Origin of the sequence: Moheibacter sp. (assembly GCF_049672845.1) — a bacterium.
Classification (GTDB): Bacteria; Bacteroidota; Bacteroidia; order Flavobacteriales; family Weeksellaceae; genus Moheibacter.
Genome location: NZ_JBATWT010000023.1, coordinates 486,671 through 508,161, shown reverse-complemented (window position 1 = coordinate 508,161; position 21,491 = coordinate 486,671). Strand labels below are relative to the sequence as shown.

General features: G+C 39.5%; 18 protein-coding genes. 13 read left to right on the top strand and 5 right to left on the bottom strand.

What is annotated here, in order from left to right; translation table 11 throughout:
* Nucleotides 1-11: 11 nt before the first annotated feature.
* Nucleotides 12-2,018: an excinuclease ABC subunit UvrB gene (gene uvrB, locus WBF63_RS10015; RefSeq protein ID WP_424369578.1), complete on the top strand. Its 2,007-nt coding sequence runs from the start codon at nucleotides 12-14 to the stop codon at nucleotides 2,016-2,018.
* 195 nt (nucleotides 2,019-2,213) lie between these two features.
* Entirely contained in the window at nucleotides 2,214-3,356 is a 1,143-nt protein-coding gene (locus WBF63_RS10010) for an MFS transporter (RefSeq protein WP_424369577.1), read from the top strand.
* Between the two features lie 62 nt (nucleotides 3,357-3,418).
* On the opposite strand, the gene WBF63_RS10005 is transcribed toward WBF63_RS10010, so the two are convergent.
* The 3 genes from WBF63_RS10005 to WBF63_RS09995 form a co-directional block, all read right to left on the bottom strand.
* Entirely contained in the window at nucleotides 3,419-4,840 is a 1,422-nt protein-coding gene (locus tag WBF63_RS10005; protein WP_424369576.1) for an MBL fold metallo-hydrolase, read from the bottom strand.
* Nucleotides 4,841-4,991: 151 nt separating this feature from the next.
* A complete protein-coding gene (locus tag WBF63_RS10000) occupies nucleotides 4,992-5,804 on the bottom strand; it encodes a sulfite exporter TauE/SafE family protein (protein WP_424369575.1) in 813 nt (270 codons plus the stop codon).
* Nucleotides 5,801-7,684 carry an ABC-F family ATP-binding cassette domain-containing protein gene (locus WBF63_RS09995; RefSeq protein ID WP_424369574.1) on the bottom strand — a complete coding sequence of 628 codons (1,884 nt, stop codon included), beginning with the start codon at nucleotides 7,682-7,684 and terminating at the stop codon, nucleotides 5,801-5,803. Before WBF63_RS09995 ends, WBF63_RS10000 begins: the two co-directional genes overlap by 4 nt.
* Nucleotides 7,685-7,838: 154 nt before the next feature.
* Here WBF63_RS09995 and WBF63_RS09990 point away from each other — a divergent pair, with 154 nt between their 5' ends.
* From WBF63_RS09990 to WBF63_RS09980, 3 genes are all read left to right on the top strand, one after another.
* Nucleotides 7,839-8,237: a DoxX family protein gene (locus WBF63_RS09990; RefSeq protein WP_424369573.1), complete on the top strand. Its 399-nt coding sequence runs from the start codon at nucleotides 7,839-7,841 to the stop codon at nucleotides 8,235-8,237.
* A 14-nt stretch (nucleotides 8,238-8,251) separates the two neighbouring features.
* Complete coding sequence (locus tag WBF63_RS09985) at nucleotides 8,252-8,587, top strand: hypothetical protein (protein ID WP_424369572.1); 336 nt, start codon at nucleotides 8,252-8,254, stop codon at nucleotides 8,585-8,587.
* Between the two features lie 101 nt (nucleotides 8,588-8,688).
* Nucleotides 8,689-10,797: a DNA topoisomerase 3 gene (locus tag WBF63_RS09980; RefSeq protein ID WP_424369571.1), complete on the top strand. Its 2,109-nt coding sequence runs from the start codon at nucleotides 8,689-8,691 to the stop codon at nucleotides 10,795-10,797.
* 108 nt (nucleotides 10,798-10,905) lie between these two features.
* On the opposite strand, the gene WBF63_RS09975 is transcribed toward WBF63_RS09980, so the two are convergent.
* A complete protein-coding gene (locus WBF63_RS09975) occupies nucleotides 10,906-13,068 on the bottom strand; it encodes a polyribonucleotide nucleotidyltransferase (protein ID WP_424369570.1) in 2,163 nt (720 codons plus the stop codon).
* 194 nt (nucleotides 13,069-13,262) lie between these two features.
* Nucleotides 13,263-13,532 (bottom strand): 30S ribosomal protein S15, encoded by a 270-nt coding sequence (gene rpsO, locus WBF63_RS09970; protein WP_424369569.1) that lies wholly within the window; start codon nucleotides 13,530-13,532, stop codon nucleotides 13,263-13,265.
* A 167-nt stretch (nucleotides 13,533-13,699) separates the two neighbouring features.
* On the opposite strand from rpsO, the gene WBF63_RS09965 reads away from it, so the two are divergent.
* From WBF63_RS09965 to WBF63_RS09930, 8 genes are all read left to right on the top strand, one after another.
* Nucleotides 13,700-14,257, top strand: a complete 558-nt coding sequence (locus WBF63_RS09965) for a hypothetical protein (protein WP_424369568.1) — start codon at nucleotides 13,700-13,702, stop codon at nucleotides 14,255-14,257.
* Between the two features lie 111 nt (nucleotides 14,258-14,368).
* The gene (ubiE, locus tag WBF63_RS09960) at nucleotides 14,369-15,094 is read left to right on the top strand and encodes a bifunctional demethylmenaquinone methyltransferase/2-methoxy-6-polyprenyl-1,4-benzoquinol methylase UbiE (RefSeq protein WP_424369567.1); all 726 of its coding nucleotides are present in this window, start codon (nucleotides 14,369-14,371) and stop codon (nucleotides 15,092-15,094) included.
* A gap of 129 nt (nucleotides 15,095-15,223) precedes the next feature.
* On the top strand, nucleotides 15,224-15,940 hold the full coding sequence (locus tag WBF63_RS09955; protein WP_424369566.1) for a porin family protein: 717 nt from the start codon (nucleotides 15,224-15,226) through the stop codon (nucleotides 15,938-15,940).
* 253 nt (nucleotides 15,941-16,193) lie between these two features.
* Entirely contained in the window at nucleotides 16,194-17,063 is an 870-nt protein-coding gene (locus WBF63_RS09950; RefSeq protein WP_424369565.1) for a prephenate dehydratase, read from the top strand.
* Between the two features lie 23 nt (nucleotides 17,064-17,086).
* Nucleotides 17,087-18,175 (top strand): chorismate mutase, encoded by a 1,089-nt coding sequence (locus tag WBF63_RS09945; protein ID WP_424369564.1) that lies wholly within the window; start codon nucleotides 17,087-17,089, stop codon nucleotides 18,173-18,175.
* Nucleotides 18,172-19,092, top strand: a complete 921-nt coding sequence (gene rsgA, locus WBF63_RS09940) for a ribosome small subunit-dependent GTPase A (RefSeq protein WP_424369563.1) — start codon at nucleotides 18,172-18,174, stop codon at nucleotides 19,090-19,092. The genes WBF63_RS09945 and rsgA overlap by 4 nt, the downstream gene beginning before the upstream one ends.
* A 19-nt stretch (nucleotides 19,093-19,111) precedes the next feature.
* A complete protein-coding gene (dtd, locus tag WBF63_RS09935; protein WP_424369562.1) occupies nucleotides 19,112-19,564 on the top strand; it encodes a D-aminoacyl-tRNA deacylase in 453 nt (150 codons plus the stop codon).
* A 23-nt stretch (nucleotides 19,565-19,587) separates the two neighbouring features.
* Nucleotides 19,588-21,486 carry a DUF3857 domain-containing protein gene (locus WBF63_RS09930; protein WP_424369561.1) on the top strand — a complete coding sequence of 633 codons (1,899 nt, stop codon included), beginning with the start codon at nucleotides 19,588-19,590 and terminating at the stop codon, nucleotides 21,484-21,486.
* Nucleotides 21,487-21,491 lie beyond the last annotated feature (5 nt).

The following is a 21,491-nucleotide window of genomic DNA, read 5'->3' as shown; positions in this document are numbered from 1 at the left end:
TTCAAGCCATTATGCCATTCAAAATCCATTCGGAATTTCAACCCACCGGCGATCAGCCCAAAGCCATCGAAACTTTGTCCAAAGGAATTATTTCCGGAGACAAATACCAGACGCTTTTGGGTGTGACCGGCTCGGGAAAAACCTTTACGATTGCAAATGTGGTGGAAGAAACCCAGCGGCCGACTTTGGTTTTGGCGCACAACAAAACTTTGGCGGCTCAATTGTATATGGAATTCAAAGAATTTTTCCCCGAAAATGCGGTGGAATATTTCGTTTCCTATTACGATTATTATCAACCGGAAGCTTACATTCCCTCCTCGGGATTGTACATAGAAAAGGATTTGTCCATCAATGAAGAAATCGAAAAACTGCGATTGAGTACTTCCTCTTCCCTCCTTTCGGGTCGACGCGATGTGCTGGTGGTAGCTTCGGTTTCCTGTTTGTACGGGATTGGAAATCCGACTGAATTTCATAAAAACATCATCGCCATTCAAACCGGTGAAACCATTTCCCGCACTAAATTCTTACAAAAACTCGTGAGTTCGCTTTATTCGCGTTCCGAAGTGGATTTTCAAAGAGGAAATTTCCGTGTTCGTGGTGATGTGACCGATATTTTTCCGGCTTATTCCGATCAAGGAATTCGGGTTCATTTTTTTGGAGATGAAATCGAAGAAATCGAAACTTTTGATCCGGCGAGCGGACGCAAAATCAATTCCTTGGACAAAATCAATATTTATCCGGCCAATTTATTCGTGACTTCTCCCGAAACCCTGAACGGCGCGATCAAAAACATTCAGATTGACATGGGAAAACAAGTTTCCTATTTTCAAGAAATAGGAAAACATCTGGAAGCAAAAAGGCTACAGGAAAGAACCGAATTTGACGTGGAAATGATGAAAGAACTCGGCTATTGTTCGGGGATTGAGAATTATTCCCGCTACCTCGACGGTCGTTTGCCCGGGACGCGTCCTTTCTGTCTGCTGGATTATTTTCCGCAAGATTATCTGATGGTGATTGACGAGTCGCACGTGACCATTCCGCAGGTTCATGCGATGTACGGCGGAGACCGGAGTCGTAAAGAAAATCTGGTCGAATACGGATTTCGATTGCCGGCTGCGATGGACAATCGTCCGCTGAAATTTGAAGAATTCGAAGCCATGCAAAATCAGGTGATTTATGTTTCGGCGACGCCAGCGAATTATGAACTGGAAAAATCGGAAGGCGTGGTAGTCGAACAAATCATTCGTCCAACCGGACTGCTCGATCCCATCATTGAAGTTCGTCCGTCCCTGAACCAGATGGATGATTTGATGGAAGAAATTCAAAAACGTGCAGAAGAAGACGAAAGGGTTCTGGTAACGACTTTGACCAAACGGATGGCTGAAGAATTGACCAAATACCTGACGAAATTTGGGGTTCGAACAAGGTACATTCATTCCGATGTCGATACTTTGGAGCGAGTTCAAATCATGCAGGATTTACGCGCCGGATTGTTTGATGTTTTGGTCGGCGTAAACCTTTTGCGCGAAGGTCTAGATTTGCCGGAAGTCTCGTTGGTAGCGATTTTGGATGCGGACAAGGAAGGATTTTTAAGAAACCATCGTTCGCTTACCCAAACTTCGGGACGTGCGGCTCGAAATATCAACGGACGGGTGATCATGTATGCAGACAAAATCACAAACAGTATGCAAATGACCATTGATGAAACCGAACGCCGTCGTGAAATTCAAATGAAATACAATATGGACAATAATATGACGCCGCAGCCATTGAACAAAAAAATTAATGCCATCAATACTTCTGCAGAAAGATTTGAGCTAAATCCTTACGAACGAAAAACCATTTCCACGATTGCGGCGGATGAACGGGCGGAATATGGAAGTCTTTCGGGTGAGGATTTATCCAAAAAAATCGACGAACTTCAGAAAAAAATGGAAAAAGCAGCGAAAAACCTGGACTTTATCGAAGCAGCTAAATTCCGTGATATGATCAAAGAATTACAAGAAGTTCAGAATTGATTGAACCATTAAGATTTATTCATTGAAATTGAACTTATTAAGAACGGTTAACCTGTCAATCGACAGGCAGAAGTTCAACAAGCTGGTTCAGTTTTCTTAAAATTAATAAAATCAATTGCATTATAATTAAAAACTGAAGTTTTAACTTTTGTGAATGCCCGAAACGATGGACATTTGCAACTTCAAAAAATTCAAATGAATAAGGGATTGATAGCGCTTGCTTTTGGCGGAATGGCGATTGGAATGACGGAATTTACGATGATGGGAATTCTCCCCGACATCGCAAAAGACTTGGAAATTGAAATTCCAAAAGCAGCTCATCTTATTGCACTTTATGCTTTGGGCGTGGTTGTGGGCGCTCCAACTTTGGTTTTATTTTCAGGAAAATATCCGCCCAAAACCGTTTTGATGGTTTTGATGTTGGTCTTTTTTGTTTTCAATGGTTTGTTTGCCATTGCGCCCGGATTTTTTCTTTTGGAAGTTTCAAGGTTTGCTTCTGGATTACCACACGGCGCTTTCTTCGGCGTGGGTTCTGTGGTCGCCACCAATCTCGCCAAAAAAGGAAAAGAAGCCCAAGCAATTGCCACCATGTTTACCGGAATGACGCTTGCCAATTTGATTGGCGTTCCGCTGGGAACTTACATCGGACATCATTATTCCTGGCGAATTACCTACGGAATCATCGCATTTCTCGGACTTGTTACCTTTGCGGCTCTTTGGCTATGGCTTCCGGTCATAAAAAGTTCCAACCGAAATCTATTCGGACAACTTAAGTATTTCAAAAAAGGACGTTCTTGGCTTTTGATTGCGATTATTTCCATCGGGACGGGCGGTCTCTTTGCTTGGATTAGTTACATCGCACCGATGGTTACAAATGTTTCAGGTTTGCCCGAAGGCAGAGTTCCGATCATTATGGTGTTGGTCGGATTGGGAATGGTCATCGGGAATCTATTGGGCGGCAAATTGGCCGATGCGGTCAATCCGACCAAGGCGACCATTATTTGTTTTTCCTCGATGGCGATTTGTCTTGTCGCGGTTCATTTCACGGCGGAGATTGAATGGATGGCTTATGTGATGGCCTTTATAACGGGCGTGATTTCATTTTCGGCCGGTTCACCGATTCAGATGATGTTAATCCGTGATGCCAAAGGCGCAGAAACTTTTGCCGCGTCGGCCGGACAAGCCAGTTTCAATATGGGGAATACATTGGGTGCTTATTTCGGAGGAATTCCGATTACAATGGGATTTGCCTACGATACACCGGTTTTGGTCGGGGTGGGAATGGCGGCAATTGGCGTGATGTTGACGGTTGCTTTTTTAAGAACTCAGAGGAAGTAAAAAACCTCCAAAATTTCTTTCGGAGGCTTATACAACATACTTTCTACAATTTTAAATTATAATCAAAGCATCGTCGTCGGACAAACGAATTCTGTTTTCGGGAAAACTTCGGATGTTTTAATTTTTCCAAATCCGCCTTCCACATTGATTAAATTTTTATACCCTTTTGATTTGGCGATCGAAGCAAAAATCACCGAACGATATCCGCCTGCACAATGCACAAAATAAGTTTTGTCGGCATCGGCTTCATGCAGATTTTTATGGATGTAATCCACCGGTAGGTTTTTGGCCGAAACGATGTGTTCGCTTTCAAATTCTCCCGCGCGGCGCACGTCGAGAATGTCCATTTCGGGATTGGATTGATATTGATTTTCGAATTCATTTATGTCAATGCTTTCCATGGTATCGATCGGATTTCCGGCATTTTTCCAAGCCTCAAAACTTCCGTTCAAATAACCCAAAACATTGTCGTAACCGATTCTTGAAAGTCTTGTGATCACTTCTTCTTCTCTTCCCGGTTCGGAAATAAAAATGATTTTCTGGTTGATGTCTTCAATTACGGTTCCCACCCATGGTGCAAAATCACCTTGTACCCCGATGAAATAGGAATTCGGGACAAATCCTTTTACGAAATCATTTTGATGGCGCGTATCCAAAACCAAAACGTCAGATTCGTTTGATAAAGTTTCAAATTCATCTACCGAAAGTGGTTTCAGGTTCTTCTTCAAAACTTCATTAAATCCAGTAAATTCTTTTCGGTTCATCACGGCATTATTCGGAAAATAAGCCGGCGATGGTGTCAATCCGGTGGTGAGTTCTTTGATAAATTCCTCTTTGGTTAACTCAGGATTAAGTGCATAATTTACTTTCTTCTGATTCCCCAAAGTGTCGGAAGTTTCTTTGCTCATATTTTTCCCACAAGCTGAACCGGCACCATGCCCCGGATAAACGATGATATCGTCTGCCAACGGCATGATTTTATTTCGAAGTGAGTCAAACATATGACCCGCCAATTTATCCTGCGTCAAGTCTGAAAATACGCGTTGTGCCAAATCGGGACGACCTACATCACCGATGAACAAAGTATCTCCGGAAAACAGCGCCACTTCTTTTCCGTTTTCGTCACGAAGCAAAAAACAAGAAGACTCCATGGTATGCCCGGGCGTGTGCAATAATTCGAATGAAATTTTCCCAACTTTGAAAATTTCGCCATCTTTTCCTTGATGGAAATCAAAATCGGCTTCAGAAGTCGGTCCGTAAACGATGGTTGCACCGGATTTTTTCGCCAAATCCAAATGACCTGAAACAAAATCCGCATGAAAATGGGTTTCAAAAATATATTTGATTTTCGCACCGTTTTTTTCAGCGATTTCCAAGTAATGATCGGTTTCGCGCAAAGGGTCAATCACAGCCGCTTCGCCCTCACTTTCAATATAGTAAGTAGCCTGCGCTAGACATTTGGTATAAATTTGTTCGATTTTCATTTTGAAACTATTTGAAGTTCAAATTTACGGAATTGCTTTGGTTTAAAATCCCGAACTGATAAGTTTCAGTTTTATAGGGATTTAGAAAAGTTTAGAGTTATGAAAGACAAAATTTTCATTTAAGCTTCCAAAATTTCAGTCAATGAATGATTTAAGAATTCAGATAAAACTCCATGAAGAAAATAAAAACCGCCATTAAAATCACGAAATAAGCAAATACTTTTTTCAGTCGTTCGCTGTTGACACGTTTGGTTAAAATCCCTCCGAGAACAATTCCTACAAAGGAAATCGCCACGAAAACAAAGAGGAAATTCCAGTCAATTTCCATATAGAAAAAGTCGCCGAGAAAAAATCCGACCAGACAATTCAGACAGACGATGACCAATGAAGTCCCGATGGCTTCTTTGATCGGTAATTTGGCAATTAACATCAAAGCCGGCACAATCAAAAACCCGCCTCCCGCACCAATTAATCCCATAAAAATTCCCAGAAAAAATCCTTCGGTAAGCATCAAAGGATGAAACTGAAAACTCTGGTTTTCGATTTCCGATAAATTGACTTTGGTTTTATGAAGCATCGTATAAGCCGCCAAAAGCATCAACATTCCAAATAATCCAAAAACGAGCATTCGCCGTGTGAATTCAAAGTCGGAAATATGAAACAGAACTTCGGGCAAAACCGGCATCAGAATTCTGCGCACCAGCAAAACGCCGATGATCGCCGGAATTCCGAAAATCCAAACCGATTTGAAATTGACCAATCGGTTGTAAAGAGATTGGGAAGCACCAAAAAGAGCAGTCACTCCCACGATGAAAAGCGAATAAGCCGTTGCCGTTTTTTCGTCGTAACTAAAGAGGTAAGCCAAAATAGGAATGGAGAGAATGGAGCCGCCGCTACCGGTCAATCCCATCACGAGACCAATGAACAAAGCGCCGATGTATCCGATGATCTCAATCCCGCTCATACTTCGTCCATTTGCATTGAAAGTTCGAGCCAGCGCATTTCTTTTTCGTCAATCTGCGCAATGATTTTTTCCAATTCCTGACTGACTTTCTGAATCATTTCGAAATCCAGATCGGGTTCGGAAATTTGAATTGTCAGTTCTTCTTTTAATTTTTGAAGCTTTGGAATTTCGGTTTCCAATTCCTCAAATTCTCTTTTCTCCTTGAAGCTTAATTTTCTGGCATTGGATTTAATTTCTTCCTGAACTTTTTCTTTGGGTCTCTCCTGAATTTTTTTCTGTTCTTCCAATTCTTTTTGCAAAAGGAAATATTCGGTATAATTCCCAATGAACCAATTGATTTTACCTTCGCCTTCAAAAACCATCATTTCGTCCACCACTTTGTCCATAAAATATCGGTCGTGACTGACGATGAGCAGACAACCCTGAAAATCATTCAGGAAATTTTCCAAAACCGTCAGCGTCGGCAAATCCAAGTCATTGGTTGGTTCGTCCAGAATGAGGAAATTCGGATTTTGAAAAAGCACGGACAGCAATTGCAAACGTTTTTTCTCGCCACCGCTGAGTTTAGCAATCGGCGTGTATTGCTGTTCAGCACTGAAAAGAAACATTTCCATAAACTGCGAGGCCGAAATTTGTTTTCCATTGGAAAGTGGGAATGACTCCGCCAATTCTTTCACAAAATCAATGGCACGAAGATCTTCCTTGAATTTAATTCCATCTTGTTTGAAATGTCCGATTTTCAAAGTTTCCCCGATTTCGATCATTCCCGAGTCAATCGGTTCTTCGCCTTCGATGATTTTCAGGAAAGTAGTTTTCCCGACACCGTTTTTTCCGATAATACCGATTTTATTGCCACGTCCAAAGAAATGTGAAAAATTATCCAGAATAATTTTATCGCCAAATCGTTTGGAAACTTCTTTCATTTCGATGATTTTCTTTCCCAATCGTGTCATCTGCATATCGAGTTGAACTTCGCTTTTATTGATTTTCTGATGTGCTTTGTCTTTGGTCTCATAAAAATCTCCGATGCGGCTTTTAGATTTGGTGGTTCGTGCTTTGGGTTGGCGTCGCATCCATTCCAACTCTTTTCGATACAAATTTTTGGCTTTGTCGATTTCGGCCGTTTGGTTTTCAATCCGAATGGCTTTATTCGTCACATAGGTTTCATAATCTCCATTGTGGACATAGGTTTGTCCACCTTCCAGTTCGATGATTTTCGTACAAATCGCATCCAGAAAATAGCGATCGTGCGTCACCAACATCATTGTTTTGTTTTCTTTGTTCAGGAAGAATTCGAGCCATTCGACCATTTCGATATCGAGATGATTGGTCGGTTCGTCCAAAATCAAAAGCAAATGTCCGGACTCCAGACTTATATCGATCAGAAATTTAGCCAATGAAATTCTTTTGCGTTGTCCGCCGGAAAGTTGTCCGATTTTCTGGTTCAGGAAATCAATTTTCAGTTTGGACAATATTTCCTGAATGATCGACTCCACATTCCAAGCATCGAGCTGGTTCATCTGTTCCATCAAATCCATCATTTTCGGATCAGAAGGATTATTCTGCATCAGGTCTTCGTATTTTCGAATGACGTCGAGGATGGTATTGGAATGATTGAAAATATAATCGCCGGCAATCTGACGGTCATCAAAATCATCGGATTGTTCAAAAAGCAAAACTTTCACGTCTTTGTTGAATAAAATTTCGCCCGTATCCGAAGTTTCTTTTCCGGCTAGAATTTTCAAAAGCGTTGATTTTCCGCTTCCGTTTTTGGCAACAAGTGCTATTTGGTCGCCTTCATTTACGTGGAAACTGACGTTGCTAAACAGCGTCCTGATCCCATAGGATTTGGAAAGATTGTTTGCTGAAAGATAGTTCATTTGTGTGTTGTCAGATACAAATATAAGGGAAAACTTTGGATGGAATTTTTGGTTCGGGTGAATTTATTTGAAGTTAAATTGATGAGAAATTGAAATTTCACTTGGTGTTTAATTGACTGTTTTTAATTAAATTAGTTTTATCAATCTAATTCTTATGAAAACATTTACAGGTTTTGGTTTGCTCTTGTTCCGGATTTTTATGGGTGGAAGAATTTTTATCGGCGTTTGGGACAATGTGGTAAATTCAGAGAAAATGGCCGAATTCGCTCAGTTTCTATCAAGTTACAATGTTCCTTATCCGACTTTGGCTGCACCACTTTCGGTTTATGCGCAATTGATTTGCGGATTATTGATCATTTTGGGTCTTCAAACAAGATTTGTGGCATTTTTGATGATGATTAATTTTCTGGTTGCTTTTTTTGTTGTGGATATTCACTTAAGTTTGGAACAAATGACGCCCGCGCTGGCGATGCTTTTCGGGAGCTTTCTTCTGATTTTTGAAGGTCCCGGGAAATTCAGTATGGATGCGGTTTTTGATAAAAATGAAGATTAAAAAATAAATAAAATATGAATGCTTGGCTCGATTCTTTGGAAAGTCTGACCGACAAAAATTTTCTCAAAAAATTTGAAGAGATTTATTATTTGGGAAGTACCAAACCCGTCGATGAAAATTCGCTGAAAAACACGATTTCCGAAGGGAAATTAAAAGATTTTTTAATTAAAAACGAAGCCGATGGAAACGAAGATTTACTCGATTTCTTTTTGCTTGTCAACGAAGAAAATCAGGATTTAATCGTGATTTACAGTCCTTTTGATTTGTTGGACGACGAAAGGATTTATCTGAATTATGAAAAGATTGAAGAAGATTTGAGTTCGCTTCCCGATATTGATGTGGTGAAATAATCTGAACCTCTTCAGGAAAAAATTCAATCAATCAAATTATTCCTTCGGAATTAATCTCAAAAAAATTACGGATTTTTGCCTTTCTTGATCAATTTGCATAAATGATTCTTTGTATTGCCGAAAAGCCAAGTGTAGCGAGAGATATTGCCAAAGTTCTGGGTGCGACAACCGCCCGGAACGGCTATATGGAAGGAAATGGGTATTGCGTTACCTGGACTTTCGGGCATCTTTGCACGCTCAAAGAACCCCACGATTACAATCCGAATTTAAAGTATTGGGATTTGCGAAACCTTCCCATCATTCCAAGGAAATTCGGCATCAAACTCATTCCCAACAAAGGTGTGGAAAAGCAATTTGAGGTAATTGAAAAACTGGTGCAGCAGTGCGATGAGGTCATCAATTGCGGGGATGCCGGACAGGAAGGAGAAGTCATTCAGCGCTGGGTTTTGCAAAAAGCAAGATGTGAAAAACCGATGAAACGTCTTTGGATTTCTTCGCTGACGGAAGATGCCATCAAAGAAGGATTTGCGAATTTAAAAGAGGCCGAAGCTTATCATAATTTGTATCTAGCAGGAAATGCACGTGCGATTGGCGACTGGCTTTTGGGAATTAATGCCACGCGATTATTTACCAAAAAATTTGGTGGTGGAAAAGCAGTTCTTTCCATCGGTCGGGTTCAAACGCCTACACTGGCGATGATCGTGCAACGTCAAAAGGAAATAAACGCATTCCAATCGGCCGATTATTGGGAACTAAAAACCAAATACAAGGAAGTTATTTTCAACGCTACCATTGACCGATTGACTTCTCAAGAACGTGCCGAAAAAGGTTTGGACTATTTGAAACAACATCCTTTTGAAATTATTTCATTTGAAATCAAAGAAGGAAAAGAAAAGAATCCAAGGTTGTTTGACTTAACGGCTTTGCAGGTGGAAGCCAATAAAAAATACGGTTATTCGGCAGAAAACACCTTGAAATACGTTCAGAGTTTGTACGAAAAAAAACACGTGACTTATCCGCGTGTTGATACCACTTATTTATCGGAAAACTTACACCCGAAAATGCAAGGAATTCTTTCTTCGATGCGGTTTTATCAGGATTTAATTGCGCCGCTTTTGGGCAAACCCATTCCGAAATCCAAATCGGTTTTTGACGATACAAAAGTAACGGATCACCACGCGATTATTCCCACGGAAATCCCTCCAAGTTCGAATTTAATGAAGGAAGAAAAATTTGTATATGATTTAATTGCGCGTAGGTTTATTTCGGTTTTTTATCCGGAATGTAAAATTTCCAATACCGTTGTGGAAGGACAAGTAGGGACGATTCCGTTCCGGGCAACGGGAAAGCAGATTCTCGAACCCGGCTGGCGAGAAGTTTATGCCAAGGACAAAAAAGACGATTCGGAAACCAATAAAGACGAGGAACAAACGATTCCTGAATTTGTGGCGGGCGAATCAGGTCCGCACGAACCTTTTGTTCATCAAGGGAAAACCACGCCGCCCAAACCCTTTACCGAAGCGACTTTGCTTCGAGCGATGGAAACTGCCGGAAAACAAGTGGAAGATGAAGAATTGCGTGAATTATTGAAAAACAATGGAATTGGAAGGCCTTCGACACGTGCCAATATCATCGAAACTTTGTTCAAACGAAATTACATCGAAAAGAAGCGAAAAAATTTATTTGCGACTTCCGTCGGAATGGAATTAATCGATACGATTGAAGATGAAGTATTGAAAAGTCCGGAGCTGACCGGAGAATGGGAATTGAAACTTCGGAAAATTGAAAAAGGCGAATACGAAGCTAATCAGTTCAAAGAAGAATTGATTTTAATGGTGAGGGAATTGACCCAAAAGGTAATTCGAGGTCAGCACAAAACCATCGAAATCAAAGAACCGGAACCCGAAACGAAAAAAGATCTAAAACCCCGAACCAAAAAGCAAATCAATTGGGAAGAAACCGATTGTCCAAAATGTAAAAATTCAAAGTTAATCAAAGGAAAAACGGCAGTGGGCTGTCAGAATTTTCAGGCGTGTGGTTTTAAAATTCCATTTGAAATTTTCGGTAAAAAACTGACCGAAAAACAAATTCTGGATTTGGTTTCAAAAGGAAAAACATCAAAACTAAAAGGTTTTAAATCGCATCCGGAAAATTTGGAAGAAGGGATTTTGGTGTTGAGTCAAAATTTAGAAATTGAATTGAATAATTGAGTATTAAGACGGAAGTATTAAGTATTGATGCTTAATGTTAAAAGGATTTTATTTTTTATAAAAAAAACGCTCCCTTTCGGAAGCGTTTTCGAGTATAACAAACTGAAATTATTCAGTCGGCTTATTATTGTCCTTTGGTCTGTCTGTTCTTTCCGGTTTTGGCAACAAGGCTTTTCTTGAAAGTTTCATTTTTTTCTTGTCGTCGTAACCTAAGAATTTCACATCGATTTTATCGCCCAAATTCAGGGATTCTTCCACCGTGTTTAATCTTCGGTGTTCGATTTCTGAAATGTGAACCAAACCTTCCACACCTTTTGAAATTTCCACAAAAGCACCGAACGGCTTGATGGATTTCACTACGGCATTGTAAGTTGCGCCCAATTCAGGAACGAAAGCAATTTGTTTGATTCGTTCAATGGCCGCATTGATTTTTTCCTGATCTACACCTGCAATTTCCACTCTTCCAAATTCTTCCGTTTCTTCAATGGCAATAACTGTATCGGTTTCTTTCTGCAATTCCTGAATGATTTTCCCACCTGGCCCGATTACGGCTCCGATGAATTCTTTCGGAATTTCAACTACAATCAATTTCGGTGCATTTGGTTTCAATTCCGGACGTGGTTCAGAAATCGCTTTCATCATTTCACCCAAAATATGCAAACGACCTTCTCTTGCTTGCTCCAAAGCTTGTTCCATAATGTCCATGGTCAAACCTTGAATTTTGATGTCCATCTGACAAGCTGTGATTCCTTCTTTGGTTCCGGTTACTTTGAAGTCCATGTCTCCTAAATGGTCTTCGTCCCCCAAAATATCAGAAAGAACGGTAAATTTTCCTGATTTTTCGTCGGTGATCAATCCCATTGCAATTCCGGATACCGGTGCTTTAATCGGAACACCTCCATCCATCAAGGCCAAAGTTCCCGCACAGACGGTTGCCATAGAGGAGGATCCATTGGATTCCAAAATATCGGAAACGATACGTACCGTATAAGGATAATCTTCCGGCAAAGTATAAGTCAAGGCTCTTTGCGCTAAGTTCCCATGCCCTACTTCACGACGGGAAGTCCCACGAAGTGGTCTTGCTTCACCGGTTGAAAACGGAGGGAAATTATAATGCAAAAAGAATTTTTCATCGTATTGTGAAATCACGCTGTCCACCATATTGGCATCTTTGGAAGAACCCAAAGTCAAGGCTGTAAGTGATTGTGTTTCACCACGTGTAAATACTGCTGAACCGTGAGAGCCGGGCAAATAATCCACTTCGCACCAGATAGGTCTGATTTCTTTTGGATTTCGTCCGTCCAGACGAACATTTTCGTTCAGGATCATCTGACGCATTGCTTCTTTTTCCACATCATGGTAATAAACTTTTGCAAACGGCGTCACACGTTCCAGTTCTTCCGGATTATCGATGTATTGTGCAAGGAATTCTTCCAAAACAGCTTTGAAGTTTTCCTTTCTCTCATCTTTTCCGGCAGGAGATTTGGCTACTTCATAGACTTTATCATAACATTCTTTCCATACTTTTTCACGGATTTCTTCGTCATGAATTTCGTGTGAATATTCTCTTTTCGGCAAAGATTTTCCGACTTTTTCAGCCAATCTTTCCTGTGCTTCGATTTGTTTTTTGATTTCTTCGTGTGCAAATGAAATTGCTTCCAACATTTCTTTTTCGGAAATTTCTTTCATTTCACCTTCCACCATTACGATAGAAGATTTGGTTGCGCCGACCATGATATCCAAATCCGATTTTTCTAAATCTTTGTAATTTGGGTTTACTTTCAATTCTCCGTCAATTCGAACTACGCGAACTTCTGACATGGGTCCATTGAAAGGAATATCGGTAACGGCGATGGCTGCAGAAGCGGCCAGACCAGCTAAATCGTCTGGGATAGATTTTCCGTCATAGGAAATAAGTGAAATCATCACCTGAACTTCTGCATGGAAGTCTTCCGGGAAAAGCGGACGCAAAACGCGGTCCACCAATCGCATTGTCAGGATTTCCTGGTCAGATGGGCGTGCTTCTCTTCTAAAAAAGTTTCCGGGAATTTTCCCTCCGGCATAAAATTTTTCTCTGTAATCTACGGTAAGTGGAAGAAAATCCACTCCTTCATTTGCTTCTTTGTTGGCTACAACGGTTGCTAAAAGCATCGTTCCGCCCATTTTTACGACAACGGATCCGTCGGCCTGTTTGGCCAGCTTTCCCGTTTCAATCGTGATTTCCCGGCCGTCTGCCAAGGTAATCGTTTCTGTGATTGCTTGTGGAATCATTCGTCTAATAAATTTTAATTCGTCTTGGTGAAACCGTCTGTTTCACCGGGTATTTATAGTCTTTCTATAATTTCAAGTTCAAAGTTTAAAGTTCTAGGTTTAAAGTTATTTTAAAAATTAAGCTTTAAAACCCTATGCTTTAAAACAAAAAAAGGCAATCTTGCAATTGCCTTTTTATAGTGTGGTTTGAATGATTATTTACGCAGACCAAGTTCGGCGATGATCGCACGATATCTTTCAATGTCTTTGCTTTTCAAATAATCTAGCAAACTTTTTCTTTTACCTACCAATCTCACCAACGCTTTTTCAGTGTTGAAGTCTTTCTTGTTCACTTTCAAGTGTCCTGTCAAGTGATTGATTCTAAAAGTAAATAAGGCGATTTGGCCTTCGGCAGAACCGGTATCTGTTGCAGATTTACCGTGTTTTGCAAAAATTTCTTGTTTTTTTTCTGTTGTCAAATACATTCCAATATTGTTTTAAATGATTATTATGTATGCGGGTGCAAATGTACAATTATTTGGGAAAGTAGAAAAACTTTGTTTAATTTCTCGTACAAATTCATTTTTGATTGGGTAAATTTGCCGGATAAAATGCCGACCAGACATTTGGTCTGAATGAATTAAAAAATGAAATGATGAAGAAAAACCCAATGCTCATCGGACTTTTTGTAACCCTTGCCGTTGTTGCGGCCTGCTATCTGGTTTACGAATTGGCGCTTGAAAAAAAAGACAGTTATCTGATTACAAATCCCACGGACGAACTGATAAAAATAAAAATTGATGATAAATCCTATTCGATTGCTCCTCAACAGATAACCCCTGTAGAGCTTGATGGCGGCGAACATTCATTGAGCTTTAATTATAACGGAAAACAAACCGATACTATTATTAATATTACGCGTTTCAATGCAGTGATTAATCCCACACTTGCCGATTATTATGTTTTTGTAAGGCCTTATGGCGCCGGCCGCAACCGGGATTCCATTTTCACTTCGCAGACCATTACCATTGACGAGAAGATTTACCACGGAAATATTACACATCACAACGGTTTGTACATTCAGGATTTTTATTACAATCTGGATCAGGATTATCCGAAATTCTTCCTGAAAAAAGGAGAAGCAACTGATCTTTCCAAGATTTTCTCAAAAGAAGATTTCAAACAGTTTTATTTTGAGAATTATGAATAGGGTTAAGAGTTTTGGAGTTGTGGGTTTTGAGTTATTAAATTAAAACAAAAAACGCTTCACACTTAACTCAAAACTTAAAACTCAAAACAAATTAATTACCTTTGCAAACTTATGAGCACAGTGAAACCATATTCCGATTCCGATCTGAGCAAAAAACAGCAAGTTGAACAAATGTTTGACAATATTTCGGGGAAATACGATTTATTGAACCGTATTTTGTCGATGGGAATTGATGTGAGCTGGCGGAAGAAAGTAGTGAAATCGGTCAAAAAAGAAAATCCGGCAACCATTTTGGATATCGCTACCGGAACCGGTGATCTTGCGATTGCGATGGCCAAATCCACCGATGCCAAAATCACGGGTTTTGACCTTTCAGCCGGAATGTTGGAAGTTGGCAGAAAAAAAGTGGAAGAGCAAAATCTGCAAAACCGTATTGAAATGATTCAGGGAGATGCGGAAAATATGCCTTTTGAGGATAATTCATTTGACGTTATCACAGTGGCTTTTGGTGTTCGCAATTTTGAAAACCTTGAAAAAGGACTGAATGATATTTACCGCGTTTTGAAACCGGACGGAAAGTTTATCATTCTTGAATTTTCTCAACCCGAGTCTTTCCCGATGAAACAATTGTACAGTTTTTATTCACGCACTGTATTGCCACGAATCGGAAAAAAAATATCAAAAGACCAAAGCGCCTATACCTACCTACCTGACTCTGTACAAGCTTTTCCCTATGGAGAAGAAATGAAAAAGATCTTAAAAAAATCGAAATTTGTGGAACCTTACGATAAAAAACTTACTTTTGGAATCGCAAGTATTTATGAGAGTAAAAAATAGTTTAAAATAAAACACACAAAAATTCGTTAAGGAAAGGTATGAATTGCGCCATTTCTTGAAAAAAATGGCAAATCACACCTGCCTGTCTGCAGACAGGACTGACCGAATAAAAATTTACGTAGATATCAGATGAAAAATTTTTTGGCAATTATCCTGTTTTCTTTGGCGGTCACTTCGTTTGGCCAGTTTCGCCCTAATTCGGAAAAAACATGGCACAGAGAAGATTTCGATGAAAGATCATTTAGTTGGGGATATTTCCTCGGTACAAACTTGATGTCTTTTAAAGTTCTTCCAAATGATAATGGTCTGAATGAGCAAGGAATGATTTACCTGCGCCAGGAAAACAAACTTGGATTTTCAGTTGGTTTGATGGGACGAATGAGACTTCATGATAACATTGACCTGAAACTTGAACCGGGCGTTCATTTTGCAGAACGAAACCTGTATTTTGGAAATATCGCCACAGAAGCCGATAGTGTACGTGAGGTCAAATCAACCTATATTGATATTCCTCTACTCCTAAAACTTCATGGCGACCGTTGGGTAAACACGCGACCTTATATACAAGGAGGTGTGGGTTATATGGTTAACCTTCAGTCCAACGAAAAAAAAGAAGAAGACAATCAAGAGGATATGTTCAGAATGAAAACACATAACTTCAATTGGCAAGTAGAAATGGGAGTTGAAATTTATTTCAGCAAATTCAAACTCACACCTTCATTAAAAGGTATTTTCATGTTTAACAATGAATTAGTTCAGGACAATCCTGACACAAACCCACAATGGGCAGGTTCTTTGAAATCACTTTCATCAAGAGGAGTTTTCTTCTCGCTTAAATTCGAATAAATTATCACTTATATACAAACCGGTTTGAAACCGGTTTTTTTTTGTAATGTTTTTTGAATTTTATTAGGCCGTTTTCAATAAATTTTTATTTTTGTGTAATAATCACCGAAAAATGACGAGCTTATTCAATACATTTTTTTATTACTTCTTTTGGGCACCAGTTCAGAAGCGGTAATTTATGTGATGAATTAAGTTAAAAAAAGATAACTCACAGGTCCCGCTCAAAAGGCGGGACTTTTTTTATATCATAATTATGAAAATAGCCATTCAGGGTATCTTAGGATCCTATCATCACCAGGCAGCTGCGGAATTTTTCAAATCAGAACATATGGATTTGATGGAATTAGACAGCTTCTCAAAGGTTGCACAATCCATTCACAATTTGGAATCTGACTATGGAATTATGGCAATTGAAAATTCAATCGCCGGAACACTTTTGCCCAATTATGGACTGATTACAAAATATGATTTGAAAATTTCAGGAGAAATTTACCTTCCCATTCACCATCAGTTTATGGCGCATCCGGATTCCGATTTAAAAACCATAACTGAAATACGATCACATCCCATGGCACTGCTTCAATGCGATACATTTCTTGAGCGAAATAAACATTTAAAAGTGATGGAATCTGCCGACACCGCTTCTGCAGCAAAGGAAATCGCCGAAAAAGGATTCCAGAATGTTGCCGCCATCGCCTCACGGATGTCAGCCGAAATCTATGGTTTGAAAATTTTGGAGAATGATGTTCAGAATATTTATAAAAACTCCACCCGATTCTTCATTTTACAGAAAAATTCTGTTTCCGTCAGTGATTTCAATAAAGTTTCGCTGAAGTTTTCTACTTCCCACGAAAGAGGAGCTTTGGCAAGTGTATTGAATGAAATTTCTGATTTGAATTTGAACATGAAAAAAATTCAGTCGGTTCCTATTGTAGATGAGCCCTGGCAATATGCTTTCCATGTTGATTTGGAATTGTCCCATCCAACTGAATTAGACATTTTATTGGAAAAAATCAGGCCTAAAACTACCCGAATTCAAATTCTCGGAAAGTATAAAAATGCGGTAGATCCAATCGTAAATCCAACTGCCTATCAACCTATCTTAGACCCCACTTACTCATAAAATAATCGTAAATTTGCAAGGTTATGAACAACAAACAAAACTGGATAAAAGAATTCAACCAACCATTGGCAATCGCTGGTCCTTGTAGCGCCGAAAGCGAAAAACAAATGATGGAAATCGCCGAACGAATCGACAAAAATTACGTTCAGATCTTTCGTGCCGGAATCTGGAAACCACGAACAAAACCCAATTGTTTTGAAGGCGTGGGCGCCATCGGATTGAACTGGCTGAAAAAAGTCAAAGATGAATTCGGGTTTAAAATCGCGACAGAAGTAGCAACCGCCAATCACGTGAAACTCGCACTGGAATACGACGTGGATTATTTATGGATTGGCGCACGTTCCACCGTGAATCCTTTTACAGTCCAAGAAATTGCAGAAGCACTTCGTGATACAAAAAAAGTCGTATTGGTGAAAAATCCCGTCAATCCCGATTTGGAATTGTGGATGGGCGCCATCGAACGTCTTCAAGCACAAAATATTCAAAATCTCGGTGCTATTCACCGCGGATTTTCAACGTATAAAAAAACCAAATACCGCAATAATCCGCAATGGCAAATCGCTTTGGATTTTATGGACAAAATGCCGGAAATCCCTATGATTTGCGATCCTTCGCACATTTGCGGAAACCGCGAAGGGATTTTTGATGTTTCCCAACAAGCGTATAATTTTGAGTATGATGGATTGATGATCGAAACGCACAATAATCCTGACGAAGCCTGGAGCGATGCCAAACAGCAAGTAACACCAGAAAGGTTAAAGGAAATTCTTCAGAAAATTGAACTTCGGAAAAGTGATGACGAAGATGCTTTGTACCATATGAATCTGGCGAGACTTCGAAATGAAATCGACGAGAACGATCAAAGTCTTTTGGACAATATTGCCCAACGAATGTTGATTTCCAACAAAATAGGAGAATTGAAAAAAGAACATAACGTAGCTGTTTTTCAACCCGAAAGATGGAAACAAATCCGCGAGAACTCTGTAAAGCAAGGTGAGAAACTTGGACTTTCTGAGGAATTCATCGACAAATTGATTCGGGCAATTCACCAAGAATCCATTCAACATCAAAATTTAATTATGAACAAAGAAAATTCGATTCAGTCTGAATGAAGGGACGTGTGATCAAATCTACAGGAAGCTGGTATTTGTTGCGAAATGAAGAAGGCGAAATCTTCAAAGCCCGCATCAGAGGAAAGTTCCGGCTTGACAATATTCAGCATACAAATCCGGTTGCTGTCGGTGATTTTGTGGATTTCGAAGTGGACAAAGACGGACTGGCCGTCATTCAGAAAATTCACGAACGTAAGAATTACATCATCCGCCGCTCTGTCAATCTTTCCAAAAAATCGCATATCATCGCATCCAACATCGACAAGGCTTTTCTGGTGGTAACTTTGGACAATCCCAAAACTTCTTTTGGATTCATCGACCGTTTTTTAGTAACGGCAGAGGCTTACCATATTCCCGTGATGCTGGTCTTCAATAAAATGGATACCTATGACGAGGAAATGCTCGAGGAAGTTAAATATTATAAATTCATCTACGAAAACATTGGTTATGAAACCATTGAAGTTTCAGCACTTACCGGTTTTAACATCGACCAATTAAAATCTGAACTCAAAGGAATTACAAGTTTAATTGCCGGGCATTCGGGCGTTGGAAAATCGACTTTGATGAATGTTTTACATCCGAATTTAGATCTGAAAACTTCTGTAGTTTCGGATTTTAATCAAAAAGGTCAGCACACCACAACTTTTGCCGAAATGTACGAATGGCCGTTTGGCGGTTTCAGCATTGATACGCCTGGGATCAAGGAATTTGGACTGGTGGAAATGGAAAGAGAAGAAATTCAGCATTATTTTCCGGAAATTTTCGAATTGAAAAGTGAATGTAAATTTGACAATTGCCTCCACCTCAACGAACCTAAATGCGCCGTGAATCAAGCCGTGGAAAATGCTGAAATCGCACCGAGCCGATATGAAAATTATTTAGGCTTTATGGAGGAAGTTAGCCAAAATAAGAGTTAAATTTCTGAATTAAATCAAAATGAGAGTTGTTATTCAAAGGGTAAAACACGCCAGTGTAAAAGTCGACGAAAGAATTACAGGTCAAATCGGTGTCGGTCTTTTGGTTTTGGTCGGATTCGAAGAATCGGATACGCAGGAAGATTTCGACTGGATTATCAATAAAATTATTCAGTTAAGAGTATTTCCGGATGAAAACGGTGTGATGAATGTATCGGTTCAGGATATAAAAGGTGAAATTCTTGTAGTGAGTCAATTCACGCTGCATGCTTCCACCAAAAAGGGAAACCGGCCTTCTTACATACGATCCTCCCCACCTGACCTTGCAAAGAATCAGTATGAAAGATTTGTTATCTCATTAAAAAATAAATACTTTAGCCCCGTTCAAACAGGAGAATTCGGTGCTGACATGAAAGTTGAATTATTAAATGACGGTCCCGTTACCATCTGTATGGACTCTAAAAATAAAGAATAAACTACCGACAAAAAGCTTAAGTTGTGATCCGTCTTTTTCTGACCCTCATTATTTTTGCCTCCTCTTTCATTCAGGCGCAAAATTACTCCGTTACAAATCTATCCAAAACATTGACTGACGACGCCTATGCCGTGGTTCGAAGCGATCATACGCAAGTCGATTTTTATCAGTACAATAAAGTTAAATATACTTCAGAAACGGCTGTAACTATTTTGAATGAAAGCGGATTGAAGTATGCTTATAATTTCATTTCTTATGATAAGAATCGGAAAATCAGTAAGTTTGACGCGGTTATTTACGATGCTTCCGGAAAAGAAATCCGAAAATTAAGATCAAAAGATTTAAAAGATGTAAGTGCTTATGATGGTTTTTCACTTTACATAGATGACCGCATTCAGTATTATGATTTTACACCGACTTCTTATCCGTTTACGATTTATTACAAAGTTGAGATCAATTCTTCCAACACCATTTCCCTTCCGGGCTGGAGACCTTTGGGCGGATATGATGTTTCGGTTGAGAATTCTTCTTTAACATTGGTCAATCATTCCGGAATCACTGTTCGCAAGAAAGAATCGGGATTTGATTTCTGTGAAGTTAAAAAATCGGAAAGCGGAAACACACTGACTTATTCCGCACATAATATTCCTGCGGTGAAAGATGAAGTCCTGAGTCCGCCGCTTCGTGATCTTACACCCAGAGTAGCTTTCACACCAAATGAATTTCAACTGGCCGGCGTAAAGGGAAAGTTCGAAAACTGGGATGAATTCGGGAAATGGTATTACAAAAATCTTCTCTCTGATAAGCAGGATTTATCGGAACAAGATAAAAAAACAGTGCTTCAGTTGGTGGATGGCATTTCCGATCCGGTGGAAAAAGTCAGAATTCTGTACCAATATATGCAGTCCAAAACGCGTTATGTAAATGTTGCCATCGGCATTGGTGGATGGGAACCTTTCCCTGCTTCCTATGTGAGCAGTAAAAGCTATGGTGACTGCAAAGCGCTTTCCAATTATATGATCAGTTTGTTGAAGGTCATCGGGATTGATGCATTTCATACCGTTGTTTATGGCGAAAGAAGCCGAAAAATGGACATGGACAAAGATTTCGCTTCGCTTCAGGGAAATCATATGATTATCAATGTTCCGCTGGAAGATGAAACCCTCTGGCTGGAATGCACAAGTCAGCAGACGGCTTTTAATTATTTGGGACAATTTACCGACGGTCGTTATGCGCTTTCTGTTACTCCCGAGGGTGGAAAAATCGTGACAACTCAGGAATTTTCACCAAGTGAAAACAAAGAAATCGTAAAAGGAAAAGGAGAAATTCTGGCCAACGGAAATCTGAATGCGCAATTCACAATTCAGGATTCCGGTTTACAATATGACTGGGTCTATGATATATTTTTTGATTCTGCCAAAGATCAAAAATTGAAAATGAATAAACTTTTTTCGCGAATGCCCAATCTGAATCTAATTGAGTATAATTTTGAAAATGACCGTGACAATGCGGTTTTCACTACGCAAGCACAATTGGAATCAACTCAATTCGCAAAAGTTTTTGGTGAAAGTATGGCCGTGAATGTTGTTCCTTTTGAACGTACAGCTTCGACATTAAAGAAAGACAATAAACGCAGATTTCCTTTTGAAATCAGATACGGGTATACCGATGAAACAGAATTTGAACTGAAATTACCGAAAGGTTATAAAATGAGTGAAAAATTTCAGCCAATTATATTTGCCGACGATTTCGGGACTTACCTTTTGGCAGTGGAAGAAAAAGAAGCAGGAATGCTTAAAATAAGTCGAAGACTGATGGTTAAAGACGGTACTTATCCAAAAGAGAAATTCAATGATTATGTTGAATTTGTACGAAAAATTTCGTCATTAGACAATACTAAAATATTACTTGAAAAAATTTAATACAA

Bases quoted from the DNA above. Each gene is read 5' to 3' on its own strand.
- uvrB (WP_424369578.1), top strand. From the start codon at position 12: ATGCCATTCAAAATCCATTCGGAATTTCAACCCACCGGCGATCAGCCC.
- WBF63_RS10010 (WP_424369577.1), top strand. From the start codon at position 2,214: ATGAATAAGGGATTGATAGCGCTTGCTTTTGGCGGAATGGCGATTGGA.
- WBF63_RS10005 (WP_424369576.1), bottom strand. From the start codon at position 4,840: ATGAAAATCGAACAAATTTATACCAAATGTCTAGCGCAGGCTACTTAC.
- WBF63_RS10000 (WP_424369575.1), bottom strand. From the start codon at position 5,804: ATGAGCGGGATTGAGATCATCGGATACATCGGCGCTTTGTTCATTGGT.
- WBF63_RS09995 (WP_424369574.1), bottom strand. From the start codon at position 7,684: ATGAACTATCTTTCAGCAAACAATCTTTCCAAATCCTATGGGATCAGG.
- WBF63_RS09990 (WP_424369573.1), top strand. From the start codon at position 7,839: ATGAAAACATTTACAGGTTTTGGTTTGCTCTTGTTCCGGATTTTTATG.
- WBF63_RS09985 (WP_424369572.1), top strand. From the start codon at position 8,252: ATGAATGCTTGGCTCGATTCTTTGGAAAGTCTGACCGACAAAAATTTT.
- WBF63_RS09980 (WP_424369571.1), top strand. From the start codon at position 8,689: ATGATTCTTTGTATTGCCGAAAAGCCAAGTGTAGCGAGAGATATTGCC.
- WBF63_RS09975 (WP_424369570.1), bottom strand. From the start codon at position 13,068: ATGATTCCACAAGCAATCACAGAAACGATTACCTTGGCAGACGGCCGG.
- rpsO (WP_424369569.1), bottom strand. From the start codon at position 13,532: ATGTATTTGACAACAGAAAAAAAACAAGAAATTTTTGCAAAACACGGT.
- WBF63_RS09965 (WP_424369568.1), top strand. From the start codon at position 13,700: ATGATGAAGAAAAACCCAATGCTCATCGGACTTTTTGTAACCCTTGCC.
- ubiE (WP_424369567.1), top strand. From the start codon at position 14,369: ATGAGCACAGTGAAACCATATTCCGATTCCGATCTGAGCAAAAAACAG.
- WBF63_RS09955 (WP_424369566.1), top strand. From the start codon at position 15,224: ATGAAAAATTTTTTGGCAATTATCCTGTTTTCTTTGGCGGTCACTTCG.
- WBF63_RS09950 (WP_424369565.1), top strand. From the start codon at position 16,194: ATGAAAATAGCCATTCAGGGTATCTTAGGATCCTATCATCACCAGGCA.
- WBF63_RS09945 (WP_424369564.1), top strand. From the start codon at position 17,087: ATGAACAACAAACAAAACTGGATAAAAGAATTCAACCAACCATTGGCA.
- rsgA (WP_424369563.1), top strand. From the start codon at position 18,172: ATGAAGGGACGTGTGATCAAATCTACAGGAAGCTGGTATTTGTTGCGA.
- dtd (WP_424369562.1), top strand. From the start codon at position 19,112: ATGAGAGTTGTTATTCAAAGGGTAAAACACGCCAGTGTAAAAGTCGAC.